A 14,349-nucleotide genomic window follows, 5' to 3' on the forward strand; every position below is an offset into this window, starting at 1 on the left:
AAATTTGTTTGCTAGCGAAAACTACAATTATAAACCGAGCACTTCGTGCTTGGCATCTCATAACGACATCTTACTTACCCCCTCCTTCTGGAGGGTTTTTTTTACTTATTTTCAGCAAGATAGCTTTATTTGTTCAATCGTATGTTCGATCAATTCGCGGGCGATTGTGCCTTGAGGGGCAACGGGTGGCAGTGCGTCGATTGTGAACCAACGAGCATCACTCAACTCACTATAATCGGGCTTTAACTGCCCCGATAGGTAATCAGCAACAAACCCCATCATCATACTCGACGGAAAAGCCCAAGGCTGGCTACCGAAATAGCGAATGTTAATCACTTCGATACCTGTCTCTTCTTTGACCTCACGGGCGACACATTGCTCAAGGGTTTCTCCCACTTCAAGGAAGCCAGCAATCACGGTATACATACCGTTGCGATGACGAGGGTGCTGCGCCAAGAGGATCTGGTGCTGTTTTCTGACCGCGACAATAATACACGGGAAAATTCTTGGATAGTGTAGCGTTCGACAATCACTGCACTGCATCGCAAGTTGATTGTGGTTAAGGTAATTGCGACCACCGCATTGAGGACAAAAACGCAGAGTTTGACTCATGTGACCATACTGAACCGCTTTACTCATCAATAAAAAAAGCTCAGATTCGACATTCAAACAGTCTCGTAAAGAGCTTAACTTCAGCTCTTGTTCGACTTCCGATTCATTCAGCCACATCACTGGGTGACCTTGGTAATAACCAACCTCTACCGCAGATTGATAAGGCAAGTCTAACGACTCTGCACTCGCAAATGGCAGTTGACCTTGATCTAACCAAATATCACTTCCTGATACCACACACCAATACGCCGCCTTGGTACGGTTTATGTCACCTTTCTTTAACATGAGCTCCCCTCATCGCTTGCAGTTGTTCTATTTTACTGGCAATCTAAATTCATACCAGAGTTTGTAGTGACGTAAATTTACGACTATAAATTTTAGTAAGGACAAGAGGTTATATCTCTGTATGTGCTTTGCTATTCAAAGCTTTACGATCACCGGAGTTGTGATCCGATCATGAGGATATGGTCATGCTAAATAAATTTAAAAAAACACAAGAACAATGGGGTGGCTCAAGTGAAGTCATCGACCACTGGCTTGAAACCAGACAGTCATTGATCATTGAGTATTGCAAACTCGCCGCACTGAAACCCTGTTCATCTAAACAAGCTCTCTCTTCCCTTCCGACTCCTGCCGAATTACAGAATTTTTGTCAGCACTTAGTTGATTACATCTCAGAAGGTCACTTTAAGATCTACGATATGGTGATGGATAAGTGGCGTGCAACTGGGTTTGAAGCGACTGATGATATTAACCATACCTACGGCCAAATCGTCCTTACCACCGAACCTTTACTCGACTTTACCGATAAATACGCCGATGTCAGTGAAGATGATGATCTTGAGTCATTCGACAGCGATCTATCGCTCATCGGCGAGATCATTGAAGCGCGCTTTGAAGTCGAAGATCACCTAATTCAATTGATTGCCGATAGCCTAGCAGTGCCGCCCGGCGCATAGACCTAGTGAATAGTTAAAGAGTTGAGAAGGTCGACGTGTGAACGTCGACCTTTTTTATGAACACACTTCTGAGTACGACTGAAGCGGGAGCAGATAACGCCGCATAGGTTGCAGGATAGCGCAACTCGATGTGTCCCATAGCGATAGGTACCTATGGCCCAGCATCACAGTTCGCCATCCGAGCGTCACTCATTCTTTCTCTCCAGAAACAAAAAAGGCACCCGAAGGTGCCTTTTCTCATTGCTTACTCAACGATTATTCGTCGGCAGGATTATTCATCCGCAGAAAAACCAGCGTTTAGCAGCGCTGCAAGATTGTCAGTCGCTTGTTCAGCTGAAGGACCTTCTTGCTCTTCTGCACGTTTCGCTTGACGATCTTGGTGGTAAGCGAAACCCGTACCTGCAGGAATTAGACGACCTACAATGACGTTTTCTTTCAGACCACGTAACTCATCACGCTTACCAGAAACTGCCGCTTCTGTTAATACGCGAGTTGTCTCCTGGAACGATGCCGCAGAGATGAACGATTCAGTTGCTAGCGACGCTTTAGTGATACCTAATAGTTCACGTTCGAAGCGTGCAGGCTCTTTACCTTCAGCTTCTAGAGCACGGTTAGCAATCTTAACGTTCGCGTATTCTACTTGCTCGCCCGCTAGGAACTCAGAGTCACCAGCGTGAGTAATCGTACATTTGCGTAGCATCTGACGAACGATAGTTTCGATGTGCTTATCGTTAATCTTAACGCCTTGCAGACGGTATACTTCTTGAACTTCGTTCGCGATGTATTGAGTCACTGCGTGGATACCACGTAGACGCAAGATGTCATGTGGAGACTCTGGACCATCGGCGATCACATCACCACGTTCCACTTTCTCGCCTTCGAACACGTTAAGCTGACGATGCTTAGGAATCATCTCTTCGTATGTATCGCCACCCTCACGAGTGATCACGAGACGACGCTTACCTTTCGTCTCTTTACCAAAGCTCACAGTACCTGTGTGCTCAGCAAGGATCGCAGGCTCTTTCGGCTTACGTGCTTCGAATAGGTCAGCAACGCGTGGTAGACCACCGGTGATATCTTTGTTACCGCCAGACTTCTGAGGAATACGTGCAAGCGTATCACCCACACCCACTTCTGCGCCGTCTTCGATATTCACGATAGCTTTACCAGGCAAGAAGTAGTGAGCTGGCATATCAGTACCAGGAATCGTTACATCATTGCCTTGCTCATCAACAAGCTTGATAGCTGGACGCATATCTTTACCTGCTGCAGGGCGCGCAGCCGCTTCCGTTACTTCGCTTGAAGATAGACCGGTTAGGTCATCTGTTTGACGAGAAACTGTTACACCGTCGATCATGTCCACAAATTGGATGCGACCAGCCACTTCAGTGATGATTGGCATGGTGTGCGCTTCCCAGTTCGCCACTGTTTCGCCGGCTTCAACTGCGTCGTTGTTACCTTTGGTCAATAGAGAACCGTAAGGAAGTTTGTGCTTCTCTTTGGTACGGCCGAACTCATCAATGATGGTTAGTTCAGATGCACGAGAAGTGATAACAAGCTTCTTATCTTTGTTGGTTACGAACTTAGCGTTGTGTAGCTTAACCGTACCTGTTGTCTTCGCTTGGATGCTGTTCTCAGCCGCTGCAGTCGAAGCTGCACCACCGATGTGGAACGTACGCATCGTAAGCTGTGTACCCGGTTCACCGATAGACTGAGCAGCAATAACACCCACTGCTTCACCTTGGTTCACTAGGTGACCACGTGCTAGGTCACGACCGTAACACTGTGCACAACAACCGAAGTCTGCATCACAGGTAACTACAGAGCGCACTTTCATGCGGTCAACTGAGTTCTCTTCCATGATTTGACACCATTTCTCATCGATCAAGGTGTTACGTGGAATAAGAACTTCGTCTGTACCTGGCTTAAGAACGTCTTCAGCGACAACACGACCTAGTGCAAGCTCAGAAAGTGCAACTTTAACGTCACCACCTTCGATGTGCGGCATCATGTCAACACCTTCGTGGGTGCCACAGTCATGCTCGTGTACAACTACGTCTTGAGCAACGTCTACTAGACGACGAGTTAGGTAACCCGAGTTCGCTGTTTTCAGTGCCGTATCCGCAAGACCCTTACGAGCACCGTGCGTTGAGATAAAGTACTGAAGTACGTTTAGACCTTCTTTAAAGTTCGCGGTGATCGGCGTTTCGATGATTGAACCATCTGGACGCGCCATCAGACCACGCATACCCGCTAGCTGACGAATCTGCGCTGCAGAACCACGAGCGCCCGAGTCGGCCATCATGTAGATGCTGTTGAATGACTCTTGCTGCTCTTCTTCACCGTCGCGGTTAACCACGGTTTCAGAAGATAGATTTTCCATCATCAACTTAGCTACGCGATCGTTGGTCGATGCCCAAATATCGATCACTTTGTTGTAGCGCTCACCCGCTGTTACAAGACCAGATTGGTACTGTTCTTGAATTTCGCGAACTTCTTCTTCTGCTTCAGAGATTTCAGTGTACTTAGCGTCTGGTACAACCATATCGTCGATACCAACAGACACACCAGATAGTGCCGCGTAAGCAAAACCTGTGTACATGATTTGGTCAGCAAAAATTACCGTGTCTTTCAAACCAAGCTTACGGTATGCCTCGTTAAGTAGGTTAGAAATCTGCTTCTTACCTAGTTTTTGGTTAACGATGCTGTAAGGTAGGCCTTGAGGCACGATTTGCCATAGCATTGCACGACCGATAGTGGTATCAACCAACTTGGTCTCTGTTGTGCTGTTGCCATCTTCGTCAACAACGGTCTCAGTGATGCGAACTTTAACGCGAGCATGCAGCTCAGCCGTCTTAGTGCGGTATGCCTTCTCAGCCTCAGCTGGGCTAGCAAGGTACATACCTTCGCCTTTCACGTTGATCTTGTCACGAGTCATGTAGTAAAGACCCAATACCACGTCCTGAGAAGGTACGATAATCGGATCGCCCGATGCTGGCGACAGAATGTTGTTTGTCGACATCATCAGAGTACGAGCTTCAAGCTGTGCTTCTAGAGTTAGAGGCACGTGAACCGCCATTTGGTCACCATCGAAGTCCGCGTTGTACGCCGCACACACAAGTGGGTGTAGCTGAATCGCTTTACCTTCGATTAGTACTGGTTCGAACGCCTGGATACCTAGACGGTGAAGTGTAGGTGCACGGTTCAATAGTACTGGGTGTTCGCGGATAACTTCGTCTAGGATATCCCAAACGATCGCTTCTTCGCGCTCTACCATCTTCTTAGCCGCTTTGATTGTCGTCGCTAGGCCACGAGTCTCTAGTTTGCTGTAGATAAATGGCTTGAATAGCTCAAGTGCCATCTTCTTAGGAAGACCACACTGGTGTAGGCGAAGGTATGGACCTACTGTGATTACAGAACGGCCAGAGTAGTCTACACGCTTACCTAGAAGGTTCTGACGGAAACGACCTTGTTTACCCTTGATCATATCAGCAAGAGATTTCAGAGGACGCTTGTTCGAACCTGTGATCGCACGACCGCGACGACCGTTATCTAGAAGTGCATCAACAGACTCTTGCAGCATACGTTTTTCGTTACGTACGATGATGTCCGGAGCCGCTAGCTCTAGTAGACGCTTCAAACGGTTGTTACGGTTGATGACGCGACGGTATAGGTCGTTCAGATCAGACGTCGCGAAGCGACCGCCATCTAGTGGTACTAGAGGACGTAGATCTGGCGGAAGTACCGGAAGCACAGTTAGGATCATCCACTCTGGGTTGTTACCCGATTGAACGAACGCTTCAACTAGCTTCAGACGTTTAGTGATCTTCTTACGCTTAGTCTCTGAGTTAGTAGACTGAAGCTCTTCACGCATCTCTTCGATTTCAGCAGGCAGATCCATAGACGCAAGTAGGTCTTTGATCGCTTCTGCACCCATCTTAGCCGTGAATTCATCACCCCACTCTTCTAGACGATCTAGATACTCTTCTTCAGTCAGCATCTGAGATTTTTCTAGATCTGTCATACCTGGTTCAGTGACTACGTACATTTCGAAGTAAAGAACACGTTCGATATCACGTAGAGGGATATCCATCAGTAGACCGATACGAGACGGTAGCGATTTTAGGAACCAGATGTGAGCAACTGGTGAAGCAAGCTCGATGTGGCCCATGCGGTCACGACGAACTTTAGTTTGTGTAACTTCAACGCCACACTTCTCACAGATAACGCCACGGTGTTTTAGACGCTTGTATTTGCCACAAAGACATTCGTAGTCTTTTACTGGACCAAAGATACGCGCACAAAACAGACCATCACGCTCAGGCTTGAACGTACGATAGTTGATCGTTTCAGGTTTTTTAACTTCACCGAAAGACCATGAACGGATCATGTCTGGTGAAGATAGACCGATTTTGATTGCATCAAATTCTTCGGTCTTATGCTGCGCTTTTAGAAAGTTTAATAAGTCTTTCACAATCAGCTCCTGTAAGGAGTTAAAAGGAGCTCACCCGCAAAAGTGAGCACCTTCTACCAAATAATCCCGTGGGATTACTCTTCGTCTTCTAGCTCGATGTTGATACCTAGCGAGCGAATCTCTTTCAACAGTACGTTGAACGATTCTGGCATACCAGGTTCCATGCTGTGGTTACCGTCTACGATGTTCTTGTACATCTTAGTACGGCCGTTAACGTCATCCGACTTAACAGTTAGCATTTCTTGTAGCGTGTAAGCAGCACCGTAAGCTTCAAGTGCCCATACTTCCATCTCACCGAAACGCTGACCACCGAACTGAGCTTTACCACCAAGTGGTTGCTGAGTTACTAGGCTGTACGAACCCGTCGAACGAGCGTGCATCTTGTCATCAACAAGGTGGTTCAGTTTCAGCATGTACATGTAACCAACAGTTACAGGACGCTCAAACGCATCACCTGTGCGACCATCAAACAGCGTTAGCTGACCAGATTCTGGTAGGTCACCTAGTTTCAGTAGCTCTTTGATTGATGTCTCGTTAGCACCATCGAATACCGGCGTTGCAATCGGTAGACCGCCACGGAGGTTGCTGATTAGCGTACGAACTTCGTCATCAGATAGAGACGCGATGTCTACTTTCTGGCGCGTTTCACCAAGATCGTAGACTTTCTGTAGGAAGTCGCGGAACTTAGCGAGCTCTTGCTGCTCTTTCACCATCTGGTTGATCTTGTCACCGATACCTTTCGCTGCCAGACCTAAGTGTACTTCTAGGATCTGACCGATGTTCATACGCGAAGGTACACCCAGTGGGTTAAGTACGATGTCGACAGGCTGACCTTTTTCATCGTAAGGCATGTCTTCAACAGGGTTGATCTTAGAGATTACACCCTTGTTACCGTGACGACCCGCCATCTTATCACCAGGCTGGATGCGACGTTTAACCGCTAGGTAAACTTTAACGATCTTCAGTACGCCTGGCGCTAGATCATCACCTTGTGTGATCTTACGACGCTTAGTTTCAAACTTCTTATCGAAATCTGCACGCAGCTCGTCATACTGCTCTGCTAGTTGCTCTAGCTGAGTCTGTTGAGCATCGTCTTCAAGCGTTAGCTCTAACCACTTCTTACGATCGATAGCATCGAGTTTCGCTTCAGTGTAACCACCGTCGATGAGTACAGCTTTAACACGGTTTAGAAGGCCACCCTCAAGAATCTGGAATTCTTCAGTCAGGTCTTTCTTCGCTTCTTTCAGCTGCATCTGTTCGATTTCAAGTGCACGTTTGTCTTTTTCAACACCGTCACGAGTAAATACTTGAACGTCGATGATGGTACCTGACACTGAGTTTGGTACGCGTAGAGACGTATCTTTAACGTCTGATGCTTTCTCACCGAAGATTGCACGTAGTAGCTTCTCTTCAGGCGTTAGCTGAGTTTCACCTTTAGGCGTTACTTTACCTACAAGGATGTCACCGCCTTTCACTTCTGCACCAATGTAAACGATACCTGACTCGTCTAGTTTAGACAGGGCAGACTCACCTACGTTTGGAATGTCAGCAGTGATCTCTTCAGCACCAAGCTTAGTATCACGCGCCACACAAGACAGCTCTTGAATGTGGATAGTCGTGAAACGGTCTTCTTGAACTACGCGCTCAGATACTAAGATCGAGTCTTCGAAGTTGTAACCGTTCCAAGGCATGAACGCGATACGCATGTTCTGACCAAGCGCTAGTTCACCAAGGTCTGTTGAAGGACCGTCAGCAAGAACGTCACCACGTGCGACTGGTTCACCCGGCATCACACATGGACGCTGGTTGATACACGTGTTTTGGTTAGAACGAGTGTATTTAGTTAGGTTGTAGATATCGATACCAGCTTCACCTGGTACTAGCTCGTCTTCGTTCACTTTAACAACGATACGAGAAGCATCTACAGACTGGATAACACCACCACGTTTCGCTACCGCTGTAACACCAGAGTCAACCGCGATGTTACGTTCGATACCAGTACCAACTAGAGGCTTATCAGCTTTCAGTGTTGGAACTGCCTGACGTTGCATGTTCGCACCCATCAATGCACGGTTCGCATCATCGTGTTCTAGGAACGGGATAAGCGATGCAGCGATAGATACAACCTGGTTAGTTGCAACGTCCATGTAGTCAACATGTTCGCGTGGGTGCAGGCCAGATTCACCTTTCTGACGAGCTGTGATTAGCTCTTCAGCAAATGTGCCTTCTTCAGTCAGAACCGTGTTCGCCTGAGCGATAACGTACTGACCTTCTTGAATAGCAGATAGGTAATCGACTTCGTCTGTTACTACACCATCTACTACGCGACGGTATGGAGTCTCTAGGAAACCGTACTCGTTACAGCGCGCAAACGCAGATAGAGAGTTGATCAGACCGATGTTTGGACCTTCCGGCGTTTCGATAGGACATAGACGACCGTAGTGAGTTACGTGTACGTCACGTACTTCGAAGCCAGCACGTTCACGAGTCAGACCGCCAGGACCCAATGCAGAAATACGACGCTTGTGCGTGACTTCTGAAAGCGGGTTGTTTTGGTCCATGAACTGAGACAGCTGTGAAGAGCCAAAGAATTCTTTAACCGCAGCAGAGATAGGCTTAGCGTTGATTAGGTCTTGAGGCATGATTGCATCAAGGTCACCAAGGCTTAGGCGCTCTTTAACCGCACGTTCAACACGTACTAGACCAACGCGGAATTGGTTTTCTGCCATTTCGCCTACAGAACGGATACGACGGTTACCTAGGTGGTCGATATCGTCCACTTCACCGATGCCGTTACGGATAGCGATAAGCTTCTTCATCACTTCGATGATATCAGTTTCATCAAGTGTGCCTTGATCGATAGCATCTTCACGTTCGATAGAGCTGTTAAACTTCATACGACCAACAGTCGATAGATCATAACGCTCTTCAGAGAAGAATAAGCTTTCGAATAGAGCTTCAGCGGCTTCTTTCGTTGGTGGCTCGCCAGGGCGCATCATGCGGTAGATTTCTACCAAAGCAGAAATACGATCAACCGTGCTGTCGATACGTAGTGTTTCTGACATGAAAGGACCGTGGTCTAGATCGTTCGTAAACAGAACTTCTAGCGCTTTATGGCCAGCTTGAGAAAGATTTGCTAGTGCTTCAAGAGAAATCTCTTGGTTAGCTGCAACGATGATCTCGCCAGTCGCTTCGTTGATGTAATCTTTCGATGCCACTTTGCCTACGATGTACTCAACCGGTACTTCGATATGATCAACGCCATCTTTTTCAAGTTGACGGATATGGCGAGCGGTTACACGACGACCTGTTTCAACGTAAACTTTGCCATCTGCTTCGATATCGAATGACGCAGTTTCACCACGCAGACGATCAGGCACCAACTCCATCAATAGAGTTTGATCTTTCACTTCGAAGTTAATCTTCTCGAAGAAGATATCTAGGATCTCTTCTGACGTCTTACCTAGAGCGCGCAGAATGATCGAAGCTGGAAGCTTACGACGACGGTCGATACGAACGTATAGGTTATCCTTAGGGTCAAACTCGAAATCAAGCCATGAACCACGGTAAGGAATAACACGTGCGTTATATAGAACTTTACCTGACGAGTGGGTCTTACCCTTATCGCTGTCGAAGAAAACGCCTGGGCTTCTGTGCAGCTGGGATACGATAACCCTCTCGGTACCGTTAATTACGAAGGTACCATTGTCTGTCATAAGCGGAATTTCGCCCATGTAGACTTCTTGTTCTTTAATGTCTTTTACAGTACCTGCTGGCGCGTCTTTATCAAAAATAACTAAGCGTAGTTTTACGCGTAGTGGTTTTGAGTAAGTTACGCCGCGAATTTGACATTCTTTAACGTCAAAAACTGGCTCACCAAGACGGTAGCTAACGTATTGCAGCTCGGAATTGCCGTTGTAGCTCTGAATTGGAAATACAGAACGGAAAGCAGCTTCAAGACCGTATTGACCTTCAGGATCCTGTTCGATGAATTTTTCGAACGAATCGAGCTGGATCGATAGCAGGTATGGAATGTCCAACACTTGTGGACGAGTACCAAAGTCCTTACGGATGCGCTTTTTCTCGGTATAAGAGTAAACCATGGGGTTCCTCAGCTCGCTGATAAGTGACCCAAACTGTCTCCAGTCGTTATGAGACAGTGACTAAATATCTGTTTGATCGTAGTGACAATTCATTAAGAGATAATGAACTGTTTTTTGCTAGGGATGGGGGCTCAAACAGCGGAAAAATCACCCTACCCCTACAGCGCAAAAAGGCCGGTGGTTATAAAACCACCAGCCATTAGCCGTTAGGCTAAGAAACTATGCAATAATTACTTAACAGTAACACTTGCACCAGCTTCTTCTAGCTGAGCTTTAAGAGCTTCAGCTTCGTCTTTCTCTACGCCTTCTTTAAGAGGTGCAGGAGCGCCGTCTACTAGAGCTTTAGCTTCTTTAAGACCTAGGCCAGTTGCGCCACGTACTGCTTTGATTACAGCAACTTTGTTACCGCCAGCAGATTCTAGGATTACGTCGAATTCAGTTTGCTCAGCAGCAGCTTCGCCTGCAGCAGCGCCGCCAGCTACAACAGCAGCAGCAGCAGAAACACCGAATTTCTCTTCCATTGCTTCGATTAGTTCAACAACTTGCATTACAGACATTTCTGCAACTGCGTCTAGGATTTGCTCGTTAGTAATAGACATAACAATTCTCTTTTAAATCAACAATAAGTTTATTAAGCAACCAGAAAAAAGCAAGGCTTACGCCGCAGCTTCTTCTTTTTGATCGCGGATAGCAGCGAAGGTACGTACCAGCTTGCCTGCAGAAGCTTCTTTCATGCACATCATTAGGCGTGCGATTGCTTCGTCGTAAGTTGGTAGTGTCGCTAGTACTTCAGCGTCAGTTAGCGCGCCTTCAAATGCAGCAGCTTTGATCTCGAAGTCTTTGTTCTCTTTAGCGAAGTCTTTGAAAAGACGCGCTGCAGCACCTGGGTGCTCGTTAGAGAATGCGATTAGAGTAGGACCAGTGAAAGTGTCAGTTAGACACTCGTAATCTGTACCTTCAACCGCACGACGCATTAGAGTGTTACGAACAACTCGTACATAAACACCAGCTTCACGAGCTTGTTTACGTAGAGAAGTCATCGCGCCCACTTCAACGCCACGAGAGTCAGCTACAACTGCAGAAAGTGCACCACTGGCAGCTTCGTTGACTTCAGCAACAATTGCTTTTTTGTCTTGAAGGTTTAAAGCCATCTTGGATTTACTCCTGGTTGTCGTTACACCACTCACTATTATCACAACAGTGAGAGCTATTGAGGTGCTTCCCAGAAGAAAGGTAACTATTTACATAGAGCTTTCTGTCAGTTCGGGCACCATCTACGTAGGAAAATTAAGTCTATTAGAAAACAGACACCTACGGTCTTGGACGGAGACTGGGTCATAATTCAGACTAAATTCTAAACGAATTTAATGAACCAAAGTTCAGCCCCAACCACAAATATTAGGCGCAAAATTATACATTAATTTCGCGCCTAAGCAAATAAATTATGCTTGAGTGTTCAGGCTACCCTGATCAACAGCAACACCAGCACCCATAGTAGTAGAGATGCTTACCTTCTGCAGGAATGTACCCTTAGCAGAAGACGGCTTAGCTTTCTTCAGAGCCACTAGAAGTGCTTCTAGGTTCTCTTTGATCTGCTCAGCAGAGAAGTTTGCTTTACCGATAGTTGTGTGGATGATGCCGTTCTTGTCGTTACGGTAACGAACCTGACCCGCTTTAGCGTTCTTAACCGCTTCAGCAACGTTAGGAGTTACAGTACCAACTTTAGGGTTTGGCATTAGACCGCGAGGACCTAGGATAGTACCTAGTTGACCTACAACGCGCATTGCATCTGGAGAAGCAACAACTACGTCGAAGTTCATTTCGCCTTTCTTCACTTGCTCAGCAAGATCTTCCATACCAACGATGTCTGCGCCAGCTTCTTTAGCTGCTTCAGCGTTTGCACCTTGAGTGAACACTGCAACGCGGATTTCGCGGCCAGTACCGTGAGGTAGTACAGTTGCACCACGTACGTTCTGGTCAGATTTACGAGCATCGATGCCTAGGTTAACAGCAACGTCTACAGACTCAACGAATTTAGCAGTCGCTAGCTCTTGAAGAAGAGCCACAGCTTCGTTGATTTCGTATTCTTTAGTTACGTCAACTTTTTCGCGGATTACGCGCATGCGCTTAGTTAGTTTAGCCATCTTATTAACCCTCTACCACTAGGCCCATTGAACGAGCAGTACCAGCGATTGAACGCTTCATTGCTTCGATGTCAGCACCAGTCATATCAGCAGCTTTAGTTTCTGCGATTTCTTGGATTTGAGCGTCAGTTACAGTACCCACTTTTTCAGTGTTTGGACGACCTGAACCAGACTTAACGCCAGCGGCTTTCTTCAGAAGAACTGCAGCAGGTGGAGTCTTAGTTACGAACGTGAAAGAACGATCGCTGTATACTGTGATAACAACTGGAGTTGGTAGACCTTTCTCGATAGATTCTGTTTTTGCGTTAAACGCTTTACAGAATTCCATGATGTTAACACCGTGTTGACCTAGTGCAGGACCAACCGGTGGACTTGGGTTTGCCATACCAGCAGCAACTTGCAGCTTGATGTAAGCTTCAACTTTCTTAGCCATGATAATTCCTAATTTTGGGTACTAGCGCTAATCGACTGATCAGCTCCCCGTTAAAACAAAAACTTTTTACTTCTGAAGAAGTAAAAAGGCGCGAAATTATAGTCATAATCCGCGCCTTATACAACCCTAAAAAGGTGATTTTTTATACTCTTCAGTAAAGAGTCTTAGTCGAGTTTTTCAACCTGACCAAATTCAAGCTCAACCGGTGTAGCACGACCAAAGATCGACACAGACACCTTAACGCGGCTCTTATCGTAGTCTACTTCTTCAACCGTACCGTTGAAGTCCGCAAATGGACCGTCAGTCACACGAACCACTTCACCCGCTTCGTACATAGTACGTGGACGAGGCGCTTCACTTGCTTTCTCAAGACGGTTGAGGATCGCATCCGCTTCTTTATCTGTGATAGGAGCCGGACGATCAGAAGTACCACCAATGAAGCCCATGACACGCGGCACACTGCGAACTAGGTGCCATGATTCATCGTTCATAATCATCTGAACTAGAACGTAACCAGGGAAGAACTTACGCTCAGACTTACGACGCTGACCTGCACGCATTTCCACTACTTCTTCAGTAGGGACAAGAACTTCACCAAACAGCTCTTCCATGCCGTGCATTTTGATATGCTCACGAAGAGATTGGGCTACACGGCCTTCAAATCCAGAGAAGGCTTGAACCACATACCAGCGTTTTTTTGGAGCTTCACTCATGAATTAAAACCCTCTATACCCCAGTTGCTAGAGCAACAAGACGAACCATAATGCCGTCGATGCCCCAAAGCACTAGAGCCATTACAATACTTACAGCTAGAACGATAAACGTAGTTTGCATAGTTTCTTGGCGGGTAGGCCAAACGACTTTACGTACTTCCATACGTGATTCTTTTGCAAACTCGATCGCAGCTTTACCTTTAGTTGTTGTAGCAGCAGCACCCAGTGCCGCAGCGATTAGCACAACAACACCTGCAGCTCGAAGCACTACAGACATTTCACCATACAGGTAATTACCCACAACAGCGGCAGCTAGCAGAGAAAAAGTGATGACCCACTTAAAAATATCTGCGCTATTTGAGCTATCAGGAGTTTCAGCATTATTTGCTTTCATAAAACCAACCTGTCTAAGTCTTAATATAGACGACAACAACCCCGCTGTTGCAGGGCAAATCCATGAAACGACAATTTAAAACAATTGACGTACTCTTTTATTGACCGAGACGCAACACCGCGATCAAAAAACCTGCAAAACGTCTGCTTGAACAACAATTCAGCAGCCATTTTCTTTAGTGCAGAAAAAGGGCATCAAATGATGCCCTTTTTGCTACTGGTTCGTCAAATCTTATTCCAAGATTTTCCGAAGACTTTAGCTAATTCCTAAGAATTAGTCGAAGATCTTAGCAACAACACCAGCACCAACTGTACGGCCACCTTCGCGGATTGCGAAACGTAGACCTTCATCCATCGCGATTGGCGCGATTAGTTCTACAGTCATCTTGATGTTATCGCCTGGCATTACCATTTCTACGCCTTCTGGTAGCTCGATGTTACCAGTTACGTCAGTTGTACGGAAGTAGAACTGTGGACGGTAGCCTTTGAAGAATGGCGTGTGACGACCACCTTCATCT

10 protein-coding genes and 1 pseudogene are annotated in these 14,349 nt (G+C 46.6%); 1 reads left to right on the forward strand and 10 read right to left on the reverse strand.

Annotated features, from left to right (window positions below; translation table 11 throughout):
* Positions 1 to 111: 111 nt before the first annotated feature.
* Positions 112 to 897 carry an NAD(+) diphosphatase gene (gene nudC / locus FCU94_RS12290; RefSeq protein WP_176288816.1) on the reverse strand — a complete coding sequence of 262 codons (786 nt, stop codon included), beginning with the start codon at positions 895 to 897 and terminating at the stop codon, positions 112 to 114.
* A 179-nt stretch (positions 898 to 1,076) separates the two neighbouring features.
* Here nudC and rsd point away from each other — a divergent pair, with 179 nt between their 5' ends.
* Positions 1,077 to 1,571, forward strand: a complete 495-nt coding sequence (rsd, locus tag FCU94_RS12295) for a sigma D regulator (protein WP_176288817.1) — start codon at positions 1,077 to 1,079, stop codon at positions 1,569 to 1,571.
* A gap of 271 nt (positions 1,572 to 1,842) precedes the next feature.
* Here rsd and rpoC read toward each other — a convergent pair whose 3' ends face one another.
* From rpoC to tuf, 9 genes and pseudogenes are all read right to left on the reverse strand, one after another.
* Positions 1,843 to 6,045 carry a DNA-directed RNA polymerase subunit beta' gene (gene rpoC, locus FCU94_RS12300; protein WP_176288818.1) on the reverse strand — a complete coding sequence of 1,401 codons (4,203 nt, stop codon included), beginning with the start codon at positions 6,043 to 6,045 and terminating at the stop codon, positions 1,843 to 1,845.
* Between the two features lie 74 nt (positions 6,046 to 6,119).
* Entirely contained in the window at positions 6,120 to 10,148 is a 4,029-nt protein-coding gene (gene rpoB, locus FCU94_RS12305; RefSeq protein WP_176288819.1) for a DNA-directed RNA polymerase subunit beta, read from the reverse strand.
* Between the two features lie 230 nt (positions 10,149 to 10,378).
* A complete protein-coding gene (rplL, locus tag FCU94_RS12310; protein WP_008078229.1) occupies positions 10,379 to 10,747 on the reverse strand; it encodes a 50S ribosomal protein L7/L12 in 369 nt (122 codons plus the stop codon).
* Positions 10,748 to 10,804: 57 nt separating this feature from the next.
* Positions 10,805 to 11,299: a 50S ribosomal protein L10 gene (gene rplJ / locus FCU94_RS12315; protein ID WP_045954530.1), complete on the reverse strand. Its 495-nt coding sequence runs from the start codon at positions 11,297 to 11,299 to the stop codon at positions 10,805 to 10,807.
* A gap of 291 nt (positions 11,300 to 11,590) precedes the next feature.
* Positions 11,591 to 12,292, reverse strand: coding sequence for a 50S ribosomal protein L1 (gene rplA / locus FCU94_RS12320; protein WP_006878400.1), 702 nt, complete (start codon positions 12,290 to 12,292; stop codon positions 11,591 to 11,593).
* Between the two features lie 4 nt (positions 12,293 to 12,296).
* Positions 12,297 to 12,725 (reverse strand): 50S ribosomal protein L11, encoded by a 429-nt coding sequence (gene rplK / locus FCU94_RS12325; RefSeq protein WP_005384682.1) that lies wholly within the window; start codon positions 12,723 to 12,725, stop codon positions 12,297 to 12,299.
* Between the two features lie 164 nt (positions 12,726 to 12,889).
* Positions 12,890 to 13,438 (reverse strand): transcription termination/antitermination protein NusG, encoded by a 549-nt coding sequence (nusG, locus tag FCU94_RS12330; protein ID WP_049842777.1) that lies wholly within the window; start codon positions 13,436 to 13,438, stop codon positions 12,890 to 12,892.
* Between the two features lie 13 nt (positions 13,439 to 13,451).
* On the reverse strand, positions 13,452 to 13,832 hold the full coding sequence (gene secE, locus FCU94_RS12335) for a preprotein translocase subunit SecE (protein ID WP_176288820.1): 381 nt from the start codon (positions 13,830 to 13,832) through the stop codon (positions 13,452 to 13,454).
* 273 nt (positions 13,833 to 14,105) lie between these two features.
* Positions 14,106 to 14,349 (reverse strand): annotated as a pseudogene (tuf, locus tag FCU94_RS12340) (elongation factor Tu); the annotation flags it as partial.

The sequence above is a fragment of the Vibrio sp. JPW-9-11-11 genome, from assembly GCF_013369335.1.
Classification (GTDB): Bacteria; Pseudomonadota; Gammaproteobacteria; order Enterobacterales; family Vibrionaceae; genus Vibrio.